The 17,566-nt window shown below is 32.7% G+C and carries 15 protein-coding genes; 6 read left to right on the top strand and 9 right to left on the bottom strand.

All coding sequences use genetic code 11. The features are described from left to right. Positions 1-62: 62 nt before the first annotated feature. Both ACWI69_RS04215 and ACWI69_RS04210 read left to right on the top strand, forming a co-directional pair. On the top strand, positions 63-617 hold the full coding sequence (locus ACWI69_RS04215) for a LemA family protein (protein ID WP_448820603.1): 555 nt from the start codon (positions 63-65) through the stop codon (positions 615-617). Then, entirely contained in the window at positions 598-2,289 is a 1,692-nt protein-coding gene (locus ACWI69_RS04210) for a DUF2207 domain-containing protein (protein WP_448820602.1), read from the top strand. The genes ACWI69_RS04215 and ACWI69_RS04210 overlap by 20 nt, the downstream gene beginning before the upstream one ends. Before the next feature lie 107 nt (positions 2,290-2,396). On the opposite strand, the gene ACWI69_RS04205 is transcribed toward ACWI69_RS04210, so the two are convergent. The 8 genes from ACWI69_RS04205 to ACWI69_RS04170 form a co-directional block, all read right to left on the bottom strand. Then, on the bottom strand, positions 2,397-3,113 hold the full coding sequence (locus tag ACWI69_RS04205; protein WP_448820601.1) for a hypothetical protein: 717 nt from the start codon (positions 3,111-3,113) through the stop codon (positions 2,397-2,399). Continuing rightward, positions 3,113-4,825 (bottom strand): hypothetical protein, encoded by a 1,713-nt coding sequence (locus ACWI69_RS04200; RefSeq protein ID WP_448820600.1) that lies wholly within the window; start codon positions 4,823-4,825, stop codon positions 3,113-3,115. The genes ACWI69_RS04205 and ACWI69_RS04200 overlap by 1 nt, the downstream gene beginning before the upstream one ends. A gap of 1 nt (position 4,826) precedes the next feature. Continuing rightward, positions 4,827-5,261, bottom strand: a complete 435-nt coding sequence (locus tag ACWI69_RS04195; protein ID WP_448820599.1) for a hypothetical protein — start codon at positions 5,259-5,261, stop codon at positions 4,827-4,829. After that, positions 5,261-5,764, bottom strand: a complete 504-nt coding sequence (locus tag ACWI69_RS04190; protein ID WP_448820598.1) for a hypothetical protein — start codon at positions 5,762-5,764, stop codon at positions 5,261-5,263. The genes ACWI69_RS04195 and ACWI69_RS04190 overlap by 1 nt, the downstream gene beginning before the upstream one ends. Positions 5,765-5,778: 14 nt before the next feature. Further along, complete coding sequence (locus ACWI69_RS04185; protein WP_448820597.1) at positions 5,779-8,358, bottom strand: hypothetical protein; 2,580 nt, start codon at positions 8,356-8,358, stop codon at positions 5,779-5,781. 20 nt (positions 8,359-8,378) lie between these two features. Further along, a complete protein-coding gene (locus tag ACWI69_RS04180; protein ID WP_448820596.1) occupies positions 8,379-9,077 on the bottom strand; it encodes a hypothetical protein in 699 nt (232 codons plus the stop codon). A gap of 107 nt (positions 9,078-9,184) precedes the next feature. Then, on the bottom strand, positions 9,185-9,736 hold the full coding sequence (locus ACWI69_RS04175) for a hypothetical protein (RefSeq protein WP_448820595.1): 552 nt from the start codon (positions 9,734-9,736) through the stop codon (positions 9,185-9,187). Between the two features lie 193 nt (positions 9,737-9,929). Then, complete coding sequence (locus tag ACWI69_RS04170) at positions 9,930-11,105, bottom strand: hypothetical protein (protein ID WP_448820594.1); 1,176 nt, start codon at positions 11,103-11,105, stop codon at positions 9,930-9,932. A gap of 420 nt (positions 11,106-11,525) precedes the next feature. Here ACWI69_RS04170 and ACWI69_RS04165 point away from each other — a divergent pair, with 420 nt between their 5' ends. After that, positions 11,526-15,140 (top strand): autotransporter outer membrane beta-barrel domain-containing protein, encoded by a 3,615-nt coding sequence (locus ACWI69_RS04165; RefSeq protein WP_448820593.1) that lies wholly within the window; start codon positions 11,526-11,528, stop codon positions 15,138-15,140. A 152-nt stretch (positions 15,141-15,292) separates the two neighbouring features. Further along, complete coding sequence (locus ACWI69_RS04160; protein WP_448820592.1) at positions 15,293-16,063, top strand: hypothetical protein; 771 nt, start codon at positions 15,293-15,295, stop codon at positions 16,061-16,063. A 2-nt stretch (positions 16,064-16,065) separates the two neighbouring features. Here the strand turns inward: ACWI69_RS04160 and ACWI69_RS04155 are convergent, their stop codons facing one another. Then, complete coding sequence (locus ACWI69_RS04155) at positions 16,066-16,236, bottom strand: hypothetical protein (RefSeq protein WP_448820591.1); 171 nt, start codon at positions 16,234-16,236, stop codon at positions 16,066-16,068. Positions 16,237-16,480: 244 nt separating this feature from the next. Between ACWI69_RS04155 and ACWI69_RS04150 the strand changes: the two genes are divergently transcribed. Together ACWI69_RS04150 and ACWI69_RS04145 are read left to right on the top strand one after the other, a co-directional pair. Next, on the top strand, positions 16,481-16,621 hold the full coding sequence (locus ACWI69_RS04150; protein ID WP_448820590.1) for a hypothetical protein: 141 nt from the start codon (positions 16,481-16,483) through the stop codon (positions 16,619-16,621). A 63-nt stretch (positions 16,622-16,684) separates the two neighbouring features. Then, positions 16,685-17,521: a hypothetical protein gene (locus tag ACWI69_RS04145; protein WP_448820589.1), complete on the top strand. Its 837-nt coding sequence runs from the start codon at positions 16,685-16,687 to the stop codon at positions 17,519-17,521. The last annotated feature ends 45 nt before the right edge of the window (positions 17,522-17,566 follow it).

The following is a 17,566-nucleotide window of genomic DNA, read 5'->3' as shown; positions in this document are numbered from 1 at the left end:
TAAGGATTTAAAAATAAATATAGTATAATATATATGAAGAAAAAAATAATAGGGAGGGCACTATGATTTTAGGAATCGTGTTTATAGGAGTATTAGTTATTTTAATCGCTTATATTGTAGGAATATATAATAAGCTAGTCAAAGAGAGAAATTTTGTAGATGAGGCTTTTTCAACAATTGACGCGTATTTGAAGAAAAGATATGATTTAATACCAAACTTGGTGGAAACTGTAAAAGGTTATAAAAATTATGAAGGTAGCACATTGGAAGCTGTGATAGCAGCAAGAAATAAATATATGACTGCCACAACTCCAGAGGAAAAAATAGAAAATGAAAATATGATAACAGGAGCTTTAGGAAAACTTTTTGCGTTGACAGAAAATTATCCTGAACTAAAAGCAAATGAAAATTTTATGAAACTTCAAGGAGAATTGGTTGTGATTGAAGAGGATATTCTACAGGCGAGAAAATACTACAATGGCAGTGTTAGAGTTTATAATACAATGTGCGAAACATTTCCAAGTGTTATAGTGGCTAATAACTTTGGATTTAAAAAATATCCATTCTTTAAAGTTGAAAATGATGAGGAAAGACAGAATGTTAAAGTTCATTTTTAGTCTATTTTTCCTTCTAGTCACATCTATCTTTGCAGACGCTGGATATGTCATTGAAAACTATAAGATAGATATAAAAATAGATGATAAAAATGTTTACAATGTCAATGAAAATATAAGAGTGGATTTTTTACAGCCAAGAAGAGGTATATATCGAATAATTCCAGAGGAGTTCAATGGCAAGGAGATAAAAGTTACAAACATTCAAACAAATGTCCAAACAGTTGCTAAAGACGAGGGAAACTATATCTATTTAAGACTTGGGAATCCCAGTGTATACTTGACAGGACTAAAGGATTATACAATAAAATACAACTATAATATAGGTTGGGATAGAAACTCCTCATATGATGAAGTTTACTATAATTTAGTGGGAAACGATTGGGATACAACTATAAAAAAGGTTGAATTTTCTATCGAATTGCCTAAAAGTTTTGATAGTAGCAAAGTCAATTTTACTTTGGGAAGGTACGGTAGTATAAATAGTAATGGAGTTAAATGGAGTGTGAATGGAAACACAATCACTGGCTATACAACGGTCACTTTAAATCCAAAAGAGAGTATTACAATAGCTCTTCCATTACCAGAGGGATATTTTAATTTTACAGATGAAAAAATCACTTTTTATATATTTAAAGGTGTTTTATATCTAATATATCTGCTTATTCCGGGGATTGCTTTAAGTCTTTTAAAAAAATATAGAGATAGGAACACTATTGTTCAAACTGTTGAATTTTATCCACCAGATAATCTTACACCGACAGAGATTGGATACTATATAGATGGAGTTGTTCATTCAAAAGATTTAACGAGTTTAATTTTTTATTGGGCTAACAAGGGGTATTTGAAAATTCATGAATTGAAAAAAGGAATGGTATTTAAAAAGGAAGAGTTTGAAATAGAGTTCTTAAAAAGCGATATAGAAACAGAAAAAGAGTTTGAAAAATATATGTATGAGGCTCTATCAGCATATAAAAATTCGGATAATAGATTGAATATAAAAGATTTAAGAAACAGATTTTATAAACATATTGATAAAGCTGCCGAGATTTTAGAAATAGATTTGGTTATGAATAAAAGGACTTTATACACTACTAAAAGTTTAAGAGCAGGAAATACTGTTAGAACATCTATACTCTTCATTGTGGGAGCTAGTTTTGGATATTTTTATTATTTTGGGGTCACTCAAGGCGTGGATACTATCCTAACTATCATTTTTGGAGGAGTATCAGTGTTGGTAACTTTAGCTATAAGTGGAAAGATAAAAAGCAGAACACAATATGGAAATGAAATTTTAGGGAAAATACTTGGTTTTAGAAGATTTCTAGAAACTGCCGAAAAAAGAAAATTGGAACTCCTATTGGAGGAAAATCCAAGTTATTTTTATAATATTCTTCCCTATACAATAGTTTTAGGAGTTAGCAGTATTTGGGCGGATAAGTTTAAAGATCTTGTGGTCGAGCCTCCTCAGTGGTATGGCGGGTCTAATATAGGTATGGGAGATGCCTTTATTTTAGGAGTCTTTATGGGAAGTATTAACAACTCCTTATCAGCGTTAAATGATACTATGCTATCAGCTCCAAAAGCTCCTAGTAACTTTGGAGGTGGACGTTCATCTATGGGTGGAGGATCATCTGGGGGTGGAGCCGGTGGAGGCGGAGGCGGAAGCTGGTAAAATAACACGGAGGATACACTGTATCTGTGAAAAATAAATAAAAAAAGACCAAATTTCCTTCAGTTGGAGATTTGGTCTTCTTTATTTTAAGTGGAGGGTGGTTTAATTTATAGATTAATTGTCTGAAGGAGATTTCTATCCAAGGTTTCTCGAACCTCTATCTTCCAAATACTCCCCTTCTTTTTAAATTTAGGTAGAGGGATATCTATATTTCTGGTGGTTTTAGCGTTTATTACACCTCCATAGAAATTTTCACGAACTCCACTGTTATCAGTTATTTCAATCATATAACGTACAGCTCGTAAAGGAGTTGCGTTATTAACTAAACCTTTCATACGTACCACGCCATCTTTTTCATAAAACTCATATTTTTCAAGTTTTAACTGAGCAGGGAGGTCTCCAACGAGTCCACCCATTTCGATATTTATATTGATACCAACTGCTGAACCAGCAAAAGTGGATCCCTCCTCATGAACCTCTGGTAAATCAGGTGGAAGAACTATAGTCTCGATTCCAAGGAAGAACCAGTATAGCCCAACTGGAGTGTTTGGAGGAGACTTAGCAAAAAGTTTTAATTTTTTCGACTCCCCATCCTTTATAGTCATAACTTTAGGTTCAAACTCAATCCATTCGTGCATTGTTTTGTCACTATTTCCAGGAAGTATCTTAAATCTATATCTAATAACTTTTCCCGTATTGTTTTTTAGTGTGTACTCTTGAAAACCGCCCTCATCTATTCTTCTTCCAAAGCCATCTGGAGATATATGAAAAGCTAAGCTCAATGTACTAATAGTTAATAGCAGTATAATTAAATATTTTTTCATTAAAATTTACCCCCTTTAGTTCTTTCTGATGCCGTAATCGTAAATGAGAAATTTCCTCTGTACTCACCTAAATCTTTAGTTGTCAGGTTTGATTTTTGGATTGTTCCCTTTATTTTAATTGTGGTGTCGATATCTTCAGTTACATCTATGGAACCACTGGTTGTTGAACCGCCACTTTCACTTCTTTGCAAAGAAACGGCTATTTTTTGATTGGCAGGGATTTCAGTACTTGAACCCGAACCATCACCTGTAACTATATCAACATTTGATGGGAAGCTATATTGACAAGTAAGATTTTTATTAGGTGTAATGGTTACTTCAGCCTCTGCATTAAACTCAGATTTGTTACTTTTTGAAGAGATAGTCCCAAAGTCCATATGCGTGACTTCATATCCAAAAAGAGGCTCTCCCTCATTGTAGATTATCTCTATCACATCTTCAGTTATAGTAAAAAGAATAGTACCTTTCATAGTAACAGTAACTTTTTTAATATTGGCATTGTATCTTGTGAATTGGGTTTCCAATAGATCCCCATTTTTTTTAAAAGTCATTTTAAAATTACCATTTGAATTCAAATCACTTAAAAGAGTTGATGAAACTGTGATAGTGGAAGTACCGTCAGAAAACTCAATTTTTGCTGTTTTACTAAAAGTAAGTGTACTGTTAAACCAAGACCAACCATTGGAAAGACTACCACTTACACTGTATATCCCAGCTGGTTGAGAATCTGTTGGATAGGAGTACCAGCTACTTTTTTTAAAGCTCACGTTAAGAGCCGTATTTTGGGAGCTATATGTGTCTATAATAACGTTACCATTGAACCATCCTAGGGGCATAATCTCATAGTCATTGAATGTTAAGAGATTATCAGAGGTCTTAGCTATTTTTATTCCACTATCTTTAAAATCCACAGCCAAAGAAAACTCTTTTGAATCTTTTTCCAAATCATTTAGATAGAAGGTACCAAGAGCATCAGTTTCATTTTGAACTTTAAAATAACAGAAAATATCAGCTGTGGGGCTATCTTTTGTAAGTGTAATAGCTCTCTCATTATTTTTGAAATATAGTTTTACTGGAATATTTTTTAAATCTTTGTTTTTAAAACTATATCCCTCATGTAGAGTCAATCTAATATCTCTATCAGATATATCTTTAAGTTGTATGTTTCCAATTTTAAATATCAAATAGTTATTTCCAATTTTATGTATTTTATCACTATGTTTCTCAGTTAGAGTATAGTTGATATGTGTTATAGGATTTTGTGGATTGACGAACTCCTTTAAAATCCCAGTGTAAAGCTTTTGTACCTTACCATTTTGAACAGTCCAAAGATAGATATTTTTAGGCTCTTGAAAATATGTTATCTCCAGATATTTTTTCCCATCAAGATTTATAACTCTATGCGGTAGTTCATCATTTATAGTGTTACTTTTAGAGTTAGGTTTTAAATATGTTGTAACATAGAGCTTTTGGCTTAAATCACTGCTCTCTCTAGTTTGTTTACTGATATCTCTATATATTTTTTTCTCAGATTTATCGATAAAGAGATCAACATAGTTATCACTGCGAACTTTTGTAACCTCTATCTCCAACTTGGCAGGTTTACCTTTTTCATATGCCTTTATAATCTCTCTGCCACCATTGGAAAAACTGATAGATATTGAGCTAAAAAGGAGAATCACAATCATAAAAAAATATTTTATTTTCTTCAAATTATCTCATCTCCTTCTCATAAATTGAGTAGTTTATAGGTAGACTCCCAGTGTATACACCGTCGATTAAATCACTATTTTCCTCTTTGGAAAGCTCTTTTTTATCTAGAATAACATGGAAGACAATTTTTTTAGTTTCTGAATCTATAGTTGTTTCCTGTTCATTCTTTTGAAAAATAATTTTATCTGTTTTGACCCATCTTTTTCTATTGGTGATATATGTATGGGATGGAACTTGAAAAACTACAAGTTTCCCCAAGTCCTCTTTGATGTTGTCGGAGTATATCTCTATAACTCCTCTAGCAGTCGCTTTACTTTTATAAAGACCATTATTTTGAGCACGAACCTCTTTAAAAATAACAGGTTTGCACGTGATTTTAATTTTTCCATAAACTGTAAAGGTCAATAAGAAAAATATCAGTATAAATTTTTTCATCAATCGTTCACCTCCACAGTTATATAGACTCTTTTCTTGTGCGTTCCCTCTTTGGATATATTTTTTCCAGTTATTTTTACATAGTTATCCTTAATTCTTTTGCTATCTATGTTTTTAGAAGCGAAAATTTCGGTATCGATAACTCCATCATTATCTATATCAAGAGCAGTTTTAGAAAAATGTAGTCTATATATCCCAGAGGACTCAGGTTTTTTATTTAGTTCAACTTCAAAGGGTATCTCTAAATTTTCATCATCAATTACAAGAGCTTTGATATGAACATCAGATATAACTTCCAGTGGAACCACCACATCAGCTTCAAGCTGAACTTCTAAAACTCCAGTGCTAAGAAGCCTTCTAAGGGTTGCTTCAGAATTTTCTCCCTGCTCAAATCTGTCAGAGAGAATGGAAGGTAGCAGTGGAGTTGCTGGAAAAGATTCCCCCACTGCTATTAAAATACTAAAATTTATTAAAAAACAAAAGATTGAAATAAGTATTGCCATTTTTACCCCCTCCCCTATTTAACAACTTTAATTTCATGGTTGGATATATATGTATTCAGCTCATAGGCATTGTTTTTTAAACTGTCATAAGTGATGTTTATCTCAACTTTTATTGGTGCAATGGAACGATCTTTAAAGGATAAAATCTCTACAAAATATTTTCCAGCTACAAGTGAGCTGATATCATAGTATCCTGAAAAATCAGGAATCATAGTGGAAATAATCTTGTTATTAGAGTCAAGAACTCTGATGATAATTCCATCATAGATGTTTGTAGGGTCAGTGTAGGATTTATCTAAAGTCAGCTGTCCAGTTATTGAGAAAAGTGGTTTTATAGGGATATATGCTTCAATATCTCCACCACCTTTTCCTTTTAAAGAGAAAGTACTGTTTATAATATCAAATCCCGGTCTTCTAACTATTGGATTTAGATTGTATAGTACATTATTTGGAACTCCGTGGAAATATGTTGGTTCTTTGGCTGATGTAATTTTTTTCTCACCGTTTATCTCTAACTCCACATCTCCTACAAAAGGCTCATTTTTATCATAGATGTTGTTATTATTTATATCTAGATATGTGATAGCTTTGACTCTTGATACATCCATATTGTTAAGAGGTTTACCAATATTTCTTAAATCAACTACACGGTCAATTCCAGCAGAGATATCATAGTCACCAGTATCTTTTGCATTTATATCAAGGTTAAACCAGTTATCGTAATCAATGGAGATTCTAAAAGTGAATTTTTCTTTGGTATCCGCACTGTATCCAGCTTCAAAGGCGTAGTCAATACCGTGTTGTCTAGATCTATTGAAGATAGATAAAGTGGACTCAAAATCATCCCCTCTTTCAGTTATTGTGTTAGTCCATCTAACGGAGTAGTCTCTATATCCTGTGTAGTAAAGATTTGCAGTATAACTTTTTTTTCCAGCTAAATCTCTTTGAAATTGAAGAGTGGATAAAAATCTATTGAAAGTTTTATTTATCTCCACCTCTATTTCTGCTCCCTTGCTCTTTGAATCATCCCAGCTCTCCTGCCACTGATAGGAGTAATCAACTCTTAAAAAATCCCATGGATTGTATTCAACAAGTACACCACGAGCTTTTTTCTTATCGTAGTAATCGCTGTAATAGCCATCTTCATATCTGATTTTGAATTTATCAACTTTTATTTGAAAGAGCCCTTCAAAGGTAGTTTCATTGTCAAATTTTTTTGGAGTTAGAATCTGCTCAGTTCCTAAAACAAGTGTATATGGATTGGAATAAAAATAGTTGTTGTATACAAATTCCGCTCCTCCTCTTTCAACATAGATATACTCATCATCTATATATTCAGAAGTTTTAAAATATTTTCCTCCAATCGTGAACTGTTCGCTGATACCATAGTAGACACTAGTGTCAGTATCAACTTTTTTCGAACTTTCATTTTCAGTCATAAAGAATCTATATTGAAACTCGCCCTTATTTTGTTGATTGAAGTCATCAGTTGTTTTAATTATCTTGGTGAATATCTGACCATCTCTTGTGTGGATTTTTAATATATACTCACGGTCACTTCTAAGGTCACTTTTTGAAAATTCAACCGCTCCATTCTCCTCATATCCAATATCGATAGTGGCTCCTAGATATATTAATTCAACTCTACTGCCAATAGGTACATTTTCTCTAATAACAAAGGTCTTTCCATTCTCATAGTACCCTTTGTCCTTTTCAAATAAAATAGTCTTGTTCCAACTGTCGCTACCTTTATCACCATATATTTCTAAATAGTGATTGTATTTAAGGTTTGGGTAGTAGAGATTAGCGCCTGTAAACTCTCCATCCCTTATGCTGTATTCAGCAGTGAACTCCCCATAAAAAAGCGGTCCTTGATACTCTAAAAATCCGTCCCAGTCATGGGTTTTACTTCCTTCACTCTTTGTAAAAGTCTTATCCAAGTTGACTCTCATATATCCCAGATTAAAAAGTTCTCTTGCATTGGTATATAAAAAATCATTTATCTCCTTTTTTCTTTGCAAGTCGCTCTCTTGTGATTTAAACAGATGGGCTATTTCAGCAGGAAGAGCGTATTTAGAAGTCATAGATACCTGGGTTTTTCCATAGTCAACCTCAATACCTTTTAAAAGAATATTTGAGAAAAAATTGGACTCTAAAAAAAGTTCATCATCTTTAAAAAAGAAATCTTTTTGGGTAAAAGTTGTTGGAGTAGTGCCAGTTACTTTTAAAGTATTGAAGTTTATTATAACTTTATCTAAATCCAAACCCAAACTCATATCTAAAACATTGTTTGTAAGCGTATAGTTAGTGAACTCTATAGCTTTAAAATACTCTTTTAAAGGGATATATGTTTTATCATCTCTATGTATGACATGAAAGTTATTGGTTATCTGAATCCTATTGACAAAGAGAGTAGATATATGTTTTTCCTCTAGCTTTCCCTCTAACTCATCTTTTAAAAAAAGATAATCCTCCTGTGAAATAGCGTTTTTACTTTTTAGCTCCTCTAATTTTTCTAAAGTTATATTGGCAGAAGAGAAAGAAGTTGAATGGATTAATAAAATGGAAAATAAAAAAAATATTTTTTTTAACATACCTAATCCCCCTTCAAAAATTATAATTTAATTTTCCCCACAGTTTTTTTAGTGATATAGTCCACGATAATAAGGTTTTTCTTAGACTTGACTTTATGTTGTCCAGTATATGAGAAGTCTAAATCGGTTAGACTTAAGCTCTCATTGGAGTGAATCCTCAAGTTCCCAAGAAAATAATTATCGATATAGAGTTCAAACTTTCCACGACGCTCCCCACGATTTTCAACACTGCCATTTAAAGTGATTTTATTAGGTGCCACTTGGAGATTCAAATTTGAAAAAACCAGTTTTGGAGATATATCTCCAGCATAGCCATTTATAACTAATTTTAGATCTGTTAAAATTCCGAGCCCACTGGAATTTTCCTTAAGGACTTTTTCATAGATTGGAAGCTCACGAATCCCCAAAACTGCTGAGTACTCTCCAGCTTCAATTTTTGAATTACTGGCAACAGTGACCTGTATCTTTCCACTCTCTCCCGGAGCTAAAGTCAGTGACCTAGGGTAGAAGTTAACCCATCTGCTCATATCTTTGCCAGTAGTACCACTATGAGGTTCACAGCAGATTCGATATAGAACTGTTTCATTGGACTGGTTAAAAAGAGTGAACTCTTGATAGCTACCTCCAAAATCGATAGGCTTATCAAAAAAAGTTGGATGTATATTTATATATGAAAATGAAAGTTTAAAAATGATAAAAAAAAGAAAAAGTATTTTCATAAAAGTTTTCCCCTCCAGATTTATTTTATTACCAAAGAGAGTGCTATAAAGATACGCACTCTCCTTTTTACTAAAATAAATATAGCAATACTAAAGCTCAATCAGTTTTAGTGTTGTACTGTCTGCTTACTATAAGTTATAGTTAAACTTGTAGCTCCGTCAGCGTATGTACCAGCACTGCTAGGAACACTACCAGCAAGTGTACTAGTGATTCCAAAAGAAGTTCCAGTATCAGTAACTGTACCGTTTGTTGGAACCGTAGTAGTTAGAGTTGATACAAGATTACCACCAGAAGTAGCGTCTAAATTAAGGTCGCTTCTACCTAAAGTTGCACCACTGATAGTCGCTGTATTTCCAGCAGTTGCTATAACTTTTAAATTGGCAGTTAACTCTTTTTGTTGTTGAGTAGCTAAATCAGCTCCAGCTGTCAGTGTGTGAACAAAATTGACCGCAGTAACTGGGTTCCCATTTTCATCAACAATCTCTATTGCAGGTCCATCCTCAGTCACCACAGCGGAGACATTGATATTGATACTGGCAGAGGAGTCTCCACCAACAGTTAAATGTCCATCTGTATTAACGTTTCCACCACTGGTAATTATAACGTCAGCGAAACTTAAAGAAGATAAAGCCAAAAATAATAGCACATATTTTTTCATGATTTATTCCCTCCTTGTCATTCGAATTACTAGATTATAATATATAAATTTTTAAAAAATAATACGAAGAATTTTTTTGAGAAAGTGAAAAAAATTTCTTTGATAAGAAAAAAGGAAATGTAAAAAAACTCCCTTCATAATAAACAGATTTAGGTCGCTTTATCCATCTATTAGAATAGGAGTCTATCAGATTTTAATCTTTTAATTTTTTATAGTTAGGTATCGGAAAATATAAATTTTTAATATTTATATTTTTATCAAAAATTTTGAAATTTTCTACGGTTATAATATTGTCTATTCTATTTTCTTTTTTGTATTTATTGAGCTCTTTCAAGTTGATAGCCACTAAAATTTTGATACTATGTTTCTTATAAATTTCATCTATTATGCTTGGAATAAGGCTACTTTCAAGGTTTTTAAAAACAAATATATTAACCTCTTCGTGATTTTCACTTTTAGAAAGTAGATACCATACAAATATACCTTCAAAAATAGTAAAACTGGGGATAACTTCCTTTATCTCCTTAGTCATATTCAAAACGTTTGAATTTGAGATGTGAGACAAATTTAGATTTATTAAAGAGAAGTCATCAATAAAAAAAAGTTGTTTAAGTTTACAATAATATATCCACTGGTTGGCAACGGCCACAGAGGGTGTGCGTGTTAAAGTATTTTCATCAAAGTATTTATAAAAATTTTTCTGAATAAATTTTATCTCTTTATCAAAAGAGGGACAGAAGTAAACTTTGGAATGACAAAACGTATCTACAACTGAAAAAAGAAGAGATAGTGAATCTGTTCTGAGATCACTAAATGAGCTTTCTCTTAAACAGTGAAATACTTTATAGAAGAACTCTTTCTCCCAATGTCCGGGTTTGTATTTTAACCACTGGTCAAAAGGGAGTTTTTTTATTGTCTTTTCGTGGGATTCCCCCTTAAAAGAGACACATATAGACATAAGAGTGGCATATTGATGAGAAGAGTGTTGAAAACCTAAAAGGTTTAGAAGATTACGCACATCTCTATTTAATTTTAAAAAATTATTGGAGTTCAGACTATTTAAAACATCTTTTCTGAGTTTATATGGTAAGTAATCCTTCTCAATCATAAATTTAAAAAATAGAAAAAAGTTTAGCCTATTCAAATTGAAATTAGAACCGATAAGCCTAGCTCCCTGACTAGAAATATCCAATTTTAAATTATATTGAACTAAGATGCCATTTATAACCTCTTTGTAGTTATTAAGATTTCGAGTTGTTAAATCTAACTCCTTTGAAACACTGTGAAATTTGATATTTTTAAATCTACCCAAAAAAAATAGAGTGTAAAAAATCTTTTGATTCTTTGTAAATTCCTGTGATTTTCTCAATATTTTTTTAGCTCCCTTGGAGTCGGAAATATATTTTAATATATTGTCAGTTTTTTGGGAGCGGGATCGGGGGGGGAGGGGGGGTAACCCCATTTTCCGAAATTTCATCATAAATATCTACTAGATGTAGTTTTATATGTTGCTGAGACATATCTAAAATATTTTCAATATCTTTTAAATTAAAATTAGGGTTATTTTTGATGAGGTGTAAAATTTGTAAATGTCTATTATTTATATACACATATCGCTCCTTAACAAACTATTTTAGAACATTATATCATAAAAATGAAAAATATTAAATAGATATGAAATATTTTTTCAAGAGTCGTGAAAGAAAAATTTTTATAAAAAATAAGAGAAAGTAAAAAAGTTAGAAATAAATTGAAAAAGAGAAATTATAAAAAAGGGGAGGAGTGCACCATGAATGAATCATTTAAGATTTATTACGTTTTAAAAAGGAATCTAAAAAGAAAGTTAAGAATTACCGAGAGTTTGTTGATAGTATTTTTAATCACAGGTGGAGTTTCATTTGCAGTTCCTGTAATAGGAGATATAAAAAGTGATAGGGATGTGATAGATGAAAACAAATTTACAGAGAAAAATTCAACTGTAATAGATGGAGATAGTGGAGTTGTAATTGATGCTAGTGAAATAAGCTCAAAAATCAATGGAGTAATAATAAAAAATTCTCCCAGCAAGATATGGAATATATCAAAGATTGAAAATAGTGGTGACTATGGAATGGTAGCTATCAATGGAGGAACAGGTATAAATTTTGGAAGTAGATGGTGGACAGATGAGATCGATAATGTCAGAAGTTCTAGCAGTGGAGAAAAAGGAATTTTCAATAAGAAGAGTTATGGAATGGTAGCTGTGACTGATCGAGGTGGCGAAAAATCCATAATTTCAAATCATGGATTAGTTGAAAACAGTGGTGACTATGGAATGTATAGCGAAGCTAATGGAATAGATACTAAAGTTTTTAGTCAAAACAAAGGGTATAGTATCGATTACTATATAGCTGGATATAGATTGGGTGATGAGGGTATTGATTCGATAGATAAGTACAGTGATATAAAGGATTCAGATAAGTTTTATGAAAAGATTGAAAAATCTTTGGACGGTGTTTCTAATGCAGGAAAGTATGGAATGGCAACTTTATCTTTAAACGGGGGGATTTCGAATCAGAAAAATTATGGATTGATAAAAAATGGTGATGATTATGGAATGGTAGCTCAGTCGATAGGAGAGGGGTCAATCTCTAACATAGAGAACGTTGGAGGAGAGGAAAAAATCTTCTACACAGCTGGAGTTGGAAATCAAAATGCAGAGGCACTATTTTATGAGAACAAAAACGGTATAAAAAATAATGGAAAATATGGGATGAGTATTTTAGCTCAAAATGGAGGGGAAGTAAAAGGGATAAATGCAATCAATATTCAAAAGTCAGATGGTGGATGCACAATAGATTCAAAAGATTTAGTTTGTCAAGATCCAGATAAACCTTTTAGGTTAGAGCCGATTTTAGGAGTTGGCTTGGTGGCAAATGCCGGTGATGTTGGAATGATAGGAACAGCTTTAGAAAATGGTGAGTCTCTATTGATAAACGAGGGTGTAGACATCAGTTATGTAGGTAAGGCAACAGTTGAGATAGGCGGAGGAGTAAAAAATAAAGGCAACTATGGAATGGTGGCTCTCACAGATGGAAGTGGAAAATCTAAAGCTATAAATAGAGGTCTAGTGGCGAACACAGGCGATTTTGGAATGTACTCGGAAGGAGTAGGAGGTGTGATAGAAAATAGGGGAAGAGATTTAACTGGTGAGGAGTTATCAAATATTTTGGCAGAGTTACTTCCAAAGTTACAATCAGAGAACAAAGATGAGAAAATATGGGAGGAGATAGAAAAGATAAGTGTGTCTGGGGGGATAAAAAACGAAGGAAATATCGGAGTATACGTAGGAGGTAACTCTACTTTTATAAATCATGGACTTATAAATCCAGAAGGAATAACAAAAACGGAGGAGGGAAAAGCTGTATTAAAAGCTTTAGGATTTAGCGAAACTGATAAAGTGGCGATTGTAGGCGGAGAGGGACATAACACAATAATGTTGGGAACAGGATCACAAATCTCAGGAAAGGTTAGTGGAGGTCTGGGAGACAACACATTATATTTTATAGATACATATGATGAACGCACTGGGAAATTGATAGAGAATAACCTTTATGGAGAGATTATTCCCAAATCATTTTCACATTTAATTTTTGGGAAACACACAGTGGATATAGATGAAAATGGGAAATTGATATTCAATGAGGATAAATCTCTAAGTGAAAGTGTATGGAAGATAAAAGATGAAATTGTTTTGGATTACCATGAAAATACAAATAAAACAGATTACACGGCGATTATGAAAGATGGAAAGTTAACAATAACATCAGATAAATTCAATGGCATTCATATCAATGGAGTTTTTTTAGATAGAGATGGCGAAGATAGAGAAAAAATTGATGAGCTTTTGAAAGGGAATATTGTCTTTGAAAATGGAAGTAGTTTAGTTAAACACGTGGGTAAAAATGTGACATCAACCTTAGCTGCAAACTCAATAAATATGAATGGTGGGACAATAACCCAAAGGGTACTGGACAATCTATTTGTGACAAATGCCGATAGAATAGAGGTAACAAATATTTTTACATCCGCTTTGACAGAACAACAAAAGAGAGAGATTGAAGAGAAAGGGTTGCTGATAAATGGGGAGCAAGTTTCTGGGAATATAAAATTGCCGGAGGAGTATTTTAAAGTGGAGAGTATAGCAAAGGGGGGTGTAGTTGGATGGGATTCATGGCATGAGTATGACCCTTTGACTGGAGAGGTAACGTTAGTGTTTGAAAGAGTTCCAGTGAATCCAATAGCTCCTACTATACCAGATGATGGAAACTCAGGACTTCAAGGTGGATATGCTCAAAGCATAGAAAGATATACTCAATCAAATGTGGATATAATTAACACTATGTATATAAGAAACGAAGGGTCCAATTATATCAGAAAAATAGCGTTCATGCCAAAAAAATATAGTAAAGTAGCTCAAGAGGTAGTCTATCCACAATATCTATCCGATAAGGGAAACAGTTTAGGAAAAGAGAATCTTTTGCCTCCAAGCATTGAGATTGTTGAGGTCGAAAATGAGGAGAGATATAACAACATACAGATGGCAAAAATTTTTGGGGACTACGGAAAATACACTGGAAGTTCAAGCTCCGAATTTAGTTACGACACATGGGGAATAACTGGTGGAACCTTCCACAGGTTTAATGATGAGTGGTTAACTGGAATTACCTATGGCTATGCTCAATCTAAAGTTGATTATAAAACTGGTGAGGGAGGAACGGAGGATGTAGATACCATAGGAGTGAATCTACATTTAGCATATGAAAAAAATAACTGGTTATCAATAAATTCGATAGGGTATTCTTGGAATAAGCACGATTTGAACAGAAGAATATATGATAGAGACAGTGAAGTTTTAGGAAAATCGCCAGTACAAACAATGACAGCAGATTTTTATTCTCACCTAATATCTGTGGGGACAGAGTTGGGATATAGGTACATATTGGATGAAAGCTCATATCTATATCCGTATGTTGGATTGGACTATATATGGTATACGAGAGAGGGCTATAAAGAGAATGGGGATGTATATGCCCTAGATATAGATGAGACTAAGTTAGATACATTTGTTAGTAAAGTTGGACTGATGTATGAAAAGAGTTGGAATAGAGTAGGCACATTTATAGATTTTGGATGGCAACACTATTTTGATGATTTTAAATCTTTTGATGGGAAGTTCTATAATGAAAGTTCTGCATTATATAGAATAGAGGGGCTGGATATAGGAAAGGATGTGGGATATTTCAGAATAGGAGCGGAGTATAATTTTAAAAATGATATAACAACGGGTATAGATTATACAGGGACATTTAGAAAAGATGAAATGAGTAATCGAATAGGATTAAATATTCAATATAAGTGGTAAAAAAGAGAAGATATGCAAAAAAATGGAAAAGATATGTATGAAACAGAAAAAAAGAGTGATTAAAAAAAAGAAGTATAAATGGGCATGAAGAGAAAATATTACACTAAAATTGACGTAAAAATAACGTAAATTTTTGAGTTTGGGAGGGAAATATGAAATTAATAAAAAGATTATTTTTCACGGTTGTATATCTATCATTTTTTACAAAACTATTAGCATTTAATATAGGTATAGCTCCAACTGGATTTTATACATCTTTAGATAAAAATGAGACACATGAAATAATGGTTACAAATAATACTATGAAACCAATGAGAGTTGAGATATCTGTTGAAAAGGATGAGGGATGGGAAAAGTATGATATGGGAGAGATGATGAAAGTCTATCCTAAAAGTATAACTTTAAAGCCAAATGGAAGTCGAAGTGTTAGATTTGCAGTTAGAGGGGTTAAAGATTTACCAGATGGCGAGTATAAGACAAAACTTGTTTTCAGAGAATTTCCGGGAAAACCAAAGGAAAATACCAAAAAAGTAAAGGGTGAGACAGGACAAGAGGTGGCAGTTGAATTTGAATTACTGACAGAGGTCCACGTAGCAGCATACGGATTAAAAGGTGAAAGAAAAATAGGCGGTCAACTCACAGGTAGTGAGATAAAAAAAGATAGTAATGGAAATAAAAAACTTGTGGCTAATTTTGATTTGAAAGGAAATAGTGGATTAGCTGTTATTGGAGATATAGAGTATTTAGATGGCGCTAAAAATAGACTGTCAAAAGAGGAAGTTAAATTGGGGATAACAACAAGGGAACCCAAAACAAAAGTGGAGTCAGAACTGATTAATATTCCAAATGGAAGTAGATACATCAAAGTTAGTTTCAAGGATAAAAGTGGTTTAAAACTTGGTAGCAAAGAGCTATCGCTATAAAATTAACTCAAAATAACTTGAGTATATAAAAATAAAATAGTGGAGGTATTAGAAATGAAAAAGTTATTATCAGTATTATTTATTTTATGATCAGCATCACTATTAGCAACTGAAGCATCATCTCCAGAATCAGACCCAGCATTTTGTTTTACAAACCCATGTAGTATCAACAAGGACTTTAAAGTTAAGGTTAAAGTTCCTGAGCAATTAAAGCTAACAGTTAAAGATATTGATTTAGGACTATGGTGTGGAGATAAAGATATAGATTTAGATCACATTAATCATCATACAGTAGAGGGAGAAAAAGGACAAAATGTTAAGATTGGATTTAAAGACAATGGATCATTAAAGTTTAAAAAAGGAAATGAGTTAGTTCACAAATTTGCGGGAACAATAACTCACAAAACAGGATCAGTTATGTTGGATGCAACAACAGGAAAAGGACAGGGATCAGTAAACGTTAAGATTCCAAAACCAGGTATAAATTTATTGGAACCAGGAACAACTTATACAGCAACAGCTACTTTAGTGGCAGGTTACGATACATCAGCTTGGTAGAAAGAAAAATTTAAGGGCATAGTGAGATATACTATGCCCATTTTTATATAGAGGGTGGTGAAAATGAAAAAGATTCTAGTAATAATATTTTTAATTTTATCCAACTATGTATTTTCTTCAGAAATTAACGGACAGATATATAACCTAGAAAAAAGGGGAGCGAGTTATCGAGGGTCTCTTGATGCAAGAGTTTTCAGTCATAAAAAAGAGACTGGAATAAAAATAAATCCAGATAAAAATATTGAAATTTTGAGAGTGAATGGTAATAAAAATGAAAATAATATCTACATCATTAGCAATGAAACAATGAGAGTAGATTTTATTTATAAATTAAAAATTAATTCGGTAGATGAGCAGATTATTTTAGGAAGAGTGGACTTTTTAGACGAGATTGGAAAAAATGAAGTTTTGGTTGGGAATATAGCTGTAGAGTTTAGAAAAATAGGGAAAATAGATATGAATGTAAAAGGTGAGATGGATTTTGGAACGATAAACCCTAGGGTCCCACGTGGGGGGGTTACCAGTAAAAAAAATCCAGAGATAACTGTGGATTTAGTTATTGATAAAAAAGATGTGGGAAATACAAAGATGTACTTTGAGTATCCAAAGCAAATTACAATGGCAAATGGACAACTTATTGTGAAGCTAGAGAGTAAGGACAAAAGTAATTTTATGAGTGAAACGACTCAAGGTGGAGAGCTAATTAGAGTTTTGGGATTCATTCCGAAAAAGGATAAAACAAAAGAAAAGATATATCTTCAAGGCAGAATGTTTTCCACAGTTCCAGTTGTAAAAGCGGGAGAATATAAAGAAAGTGTAAGAGTTAAAGCATTCTATGAATACCTAGATTATTCAATCGAAAATAAGAATCCTAATAAAAGAGTTGTGATAAGGAGATAGAGACTGGGAAGTTGTAGTTTAGAGAGATTACAGATGGGAAGAGTG

The sequence above is a fragment of the Cetobacterium sp. genome (assembly GCF_977044495.1).
The sequence above is the reverse complement of the archived record's forward strand: the minus strand, read 5'-3'. Positions and strand labels throughout refer to the sequence as shown.

Coding starts and splice junctions, on each gene's coding strand:
- ACWI69_RS04215 (WP_448820603.1), top strand. CDS start 63: ATGATTTTAGGAATCGTGTTTATAGGAGTATTAGTTATTTTAATCGCT.
- ACWI69_RS04210 (WP_448820602.1), top strand. CDS start 598: ATGTTAAAGTTCATTTTTAGTCTATTTTTCCTTCTAGTCACATCTATC.
- ACWI69_RS04205 (WP_448820601.1), bottom strand. CDS start 3,113: ATGAAAAAATATTTAATTATACTGCTATTAACTATTAGTACATTGAGC.
- ACWI69_RS04195 (WP_448820599.1), bottom strand. CDS start 5,261: ATGAAAAAATTTATACTGATATTTTTCTTATTGACCTTTACAGTTTAT.
- ACWI69_RS04190 (WP_448820598.1), bottom strand. CDS start 5,764: ATGGCAATACTTATTTCAATCTTTTGTTTTTTAATAAATTTTAGTATT.
- ACWI69_RS04185 (WP_448820597.1), bottom strand. CDS start 8,358: ATGTTAAAAAAAATATTTTTTTTATTTTCCATTTTATTAATCCATTCA.
- ACWI69_RS04180 (WP_448820596.1), bottom strand. CDS start 9,077: ATGAAAATACTTTTTCTTTTTTTTATCATTTTTAAACTTTCATTTTCA.
- ACWI69_RS04175 (WP_448820595.1), bottom strand. CDS start 9,736: ATGAAAAAATATGTGCTATTATTTTTGGCTTTATCTTCTTTAAGTTTC.
- ACWI69_RS04165 (WP_448820593.1), top strand. CDS start 11,526: ATGAATGAATCATTTAAGATTTATTACGTTTTAAAAAGGAATCTAAAA.
- ACWI69_RS04160 (WP_448820592.1), top strand. CDS start 15,293: ATGAAATTAATAAAAAGATTATTTTTCACGGTTGTATATCTATCATTT.
- ACWI69_RS04150 (WP_448820590.1), top strand. CDS start 16,481: ATGTTGGATGCAACAACAGGAAAAGGACAGGGATCAGTAAACGTTAAG.
- ACWI69_RS04145 (WP_448820589.1), top strand. CDS start 16,685: ATGAAAAAGATTCTAGTAATAATATTTTTAATTTTATCCAACTATGTA.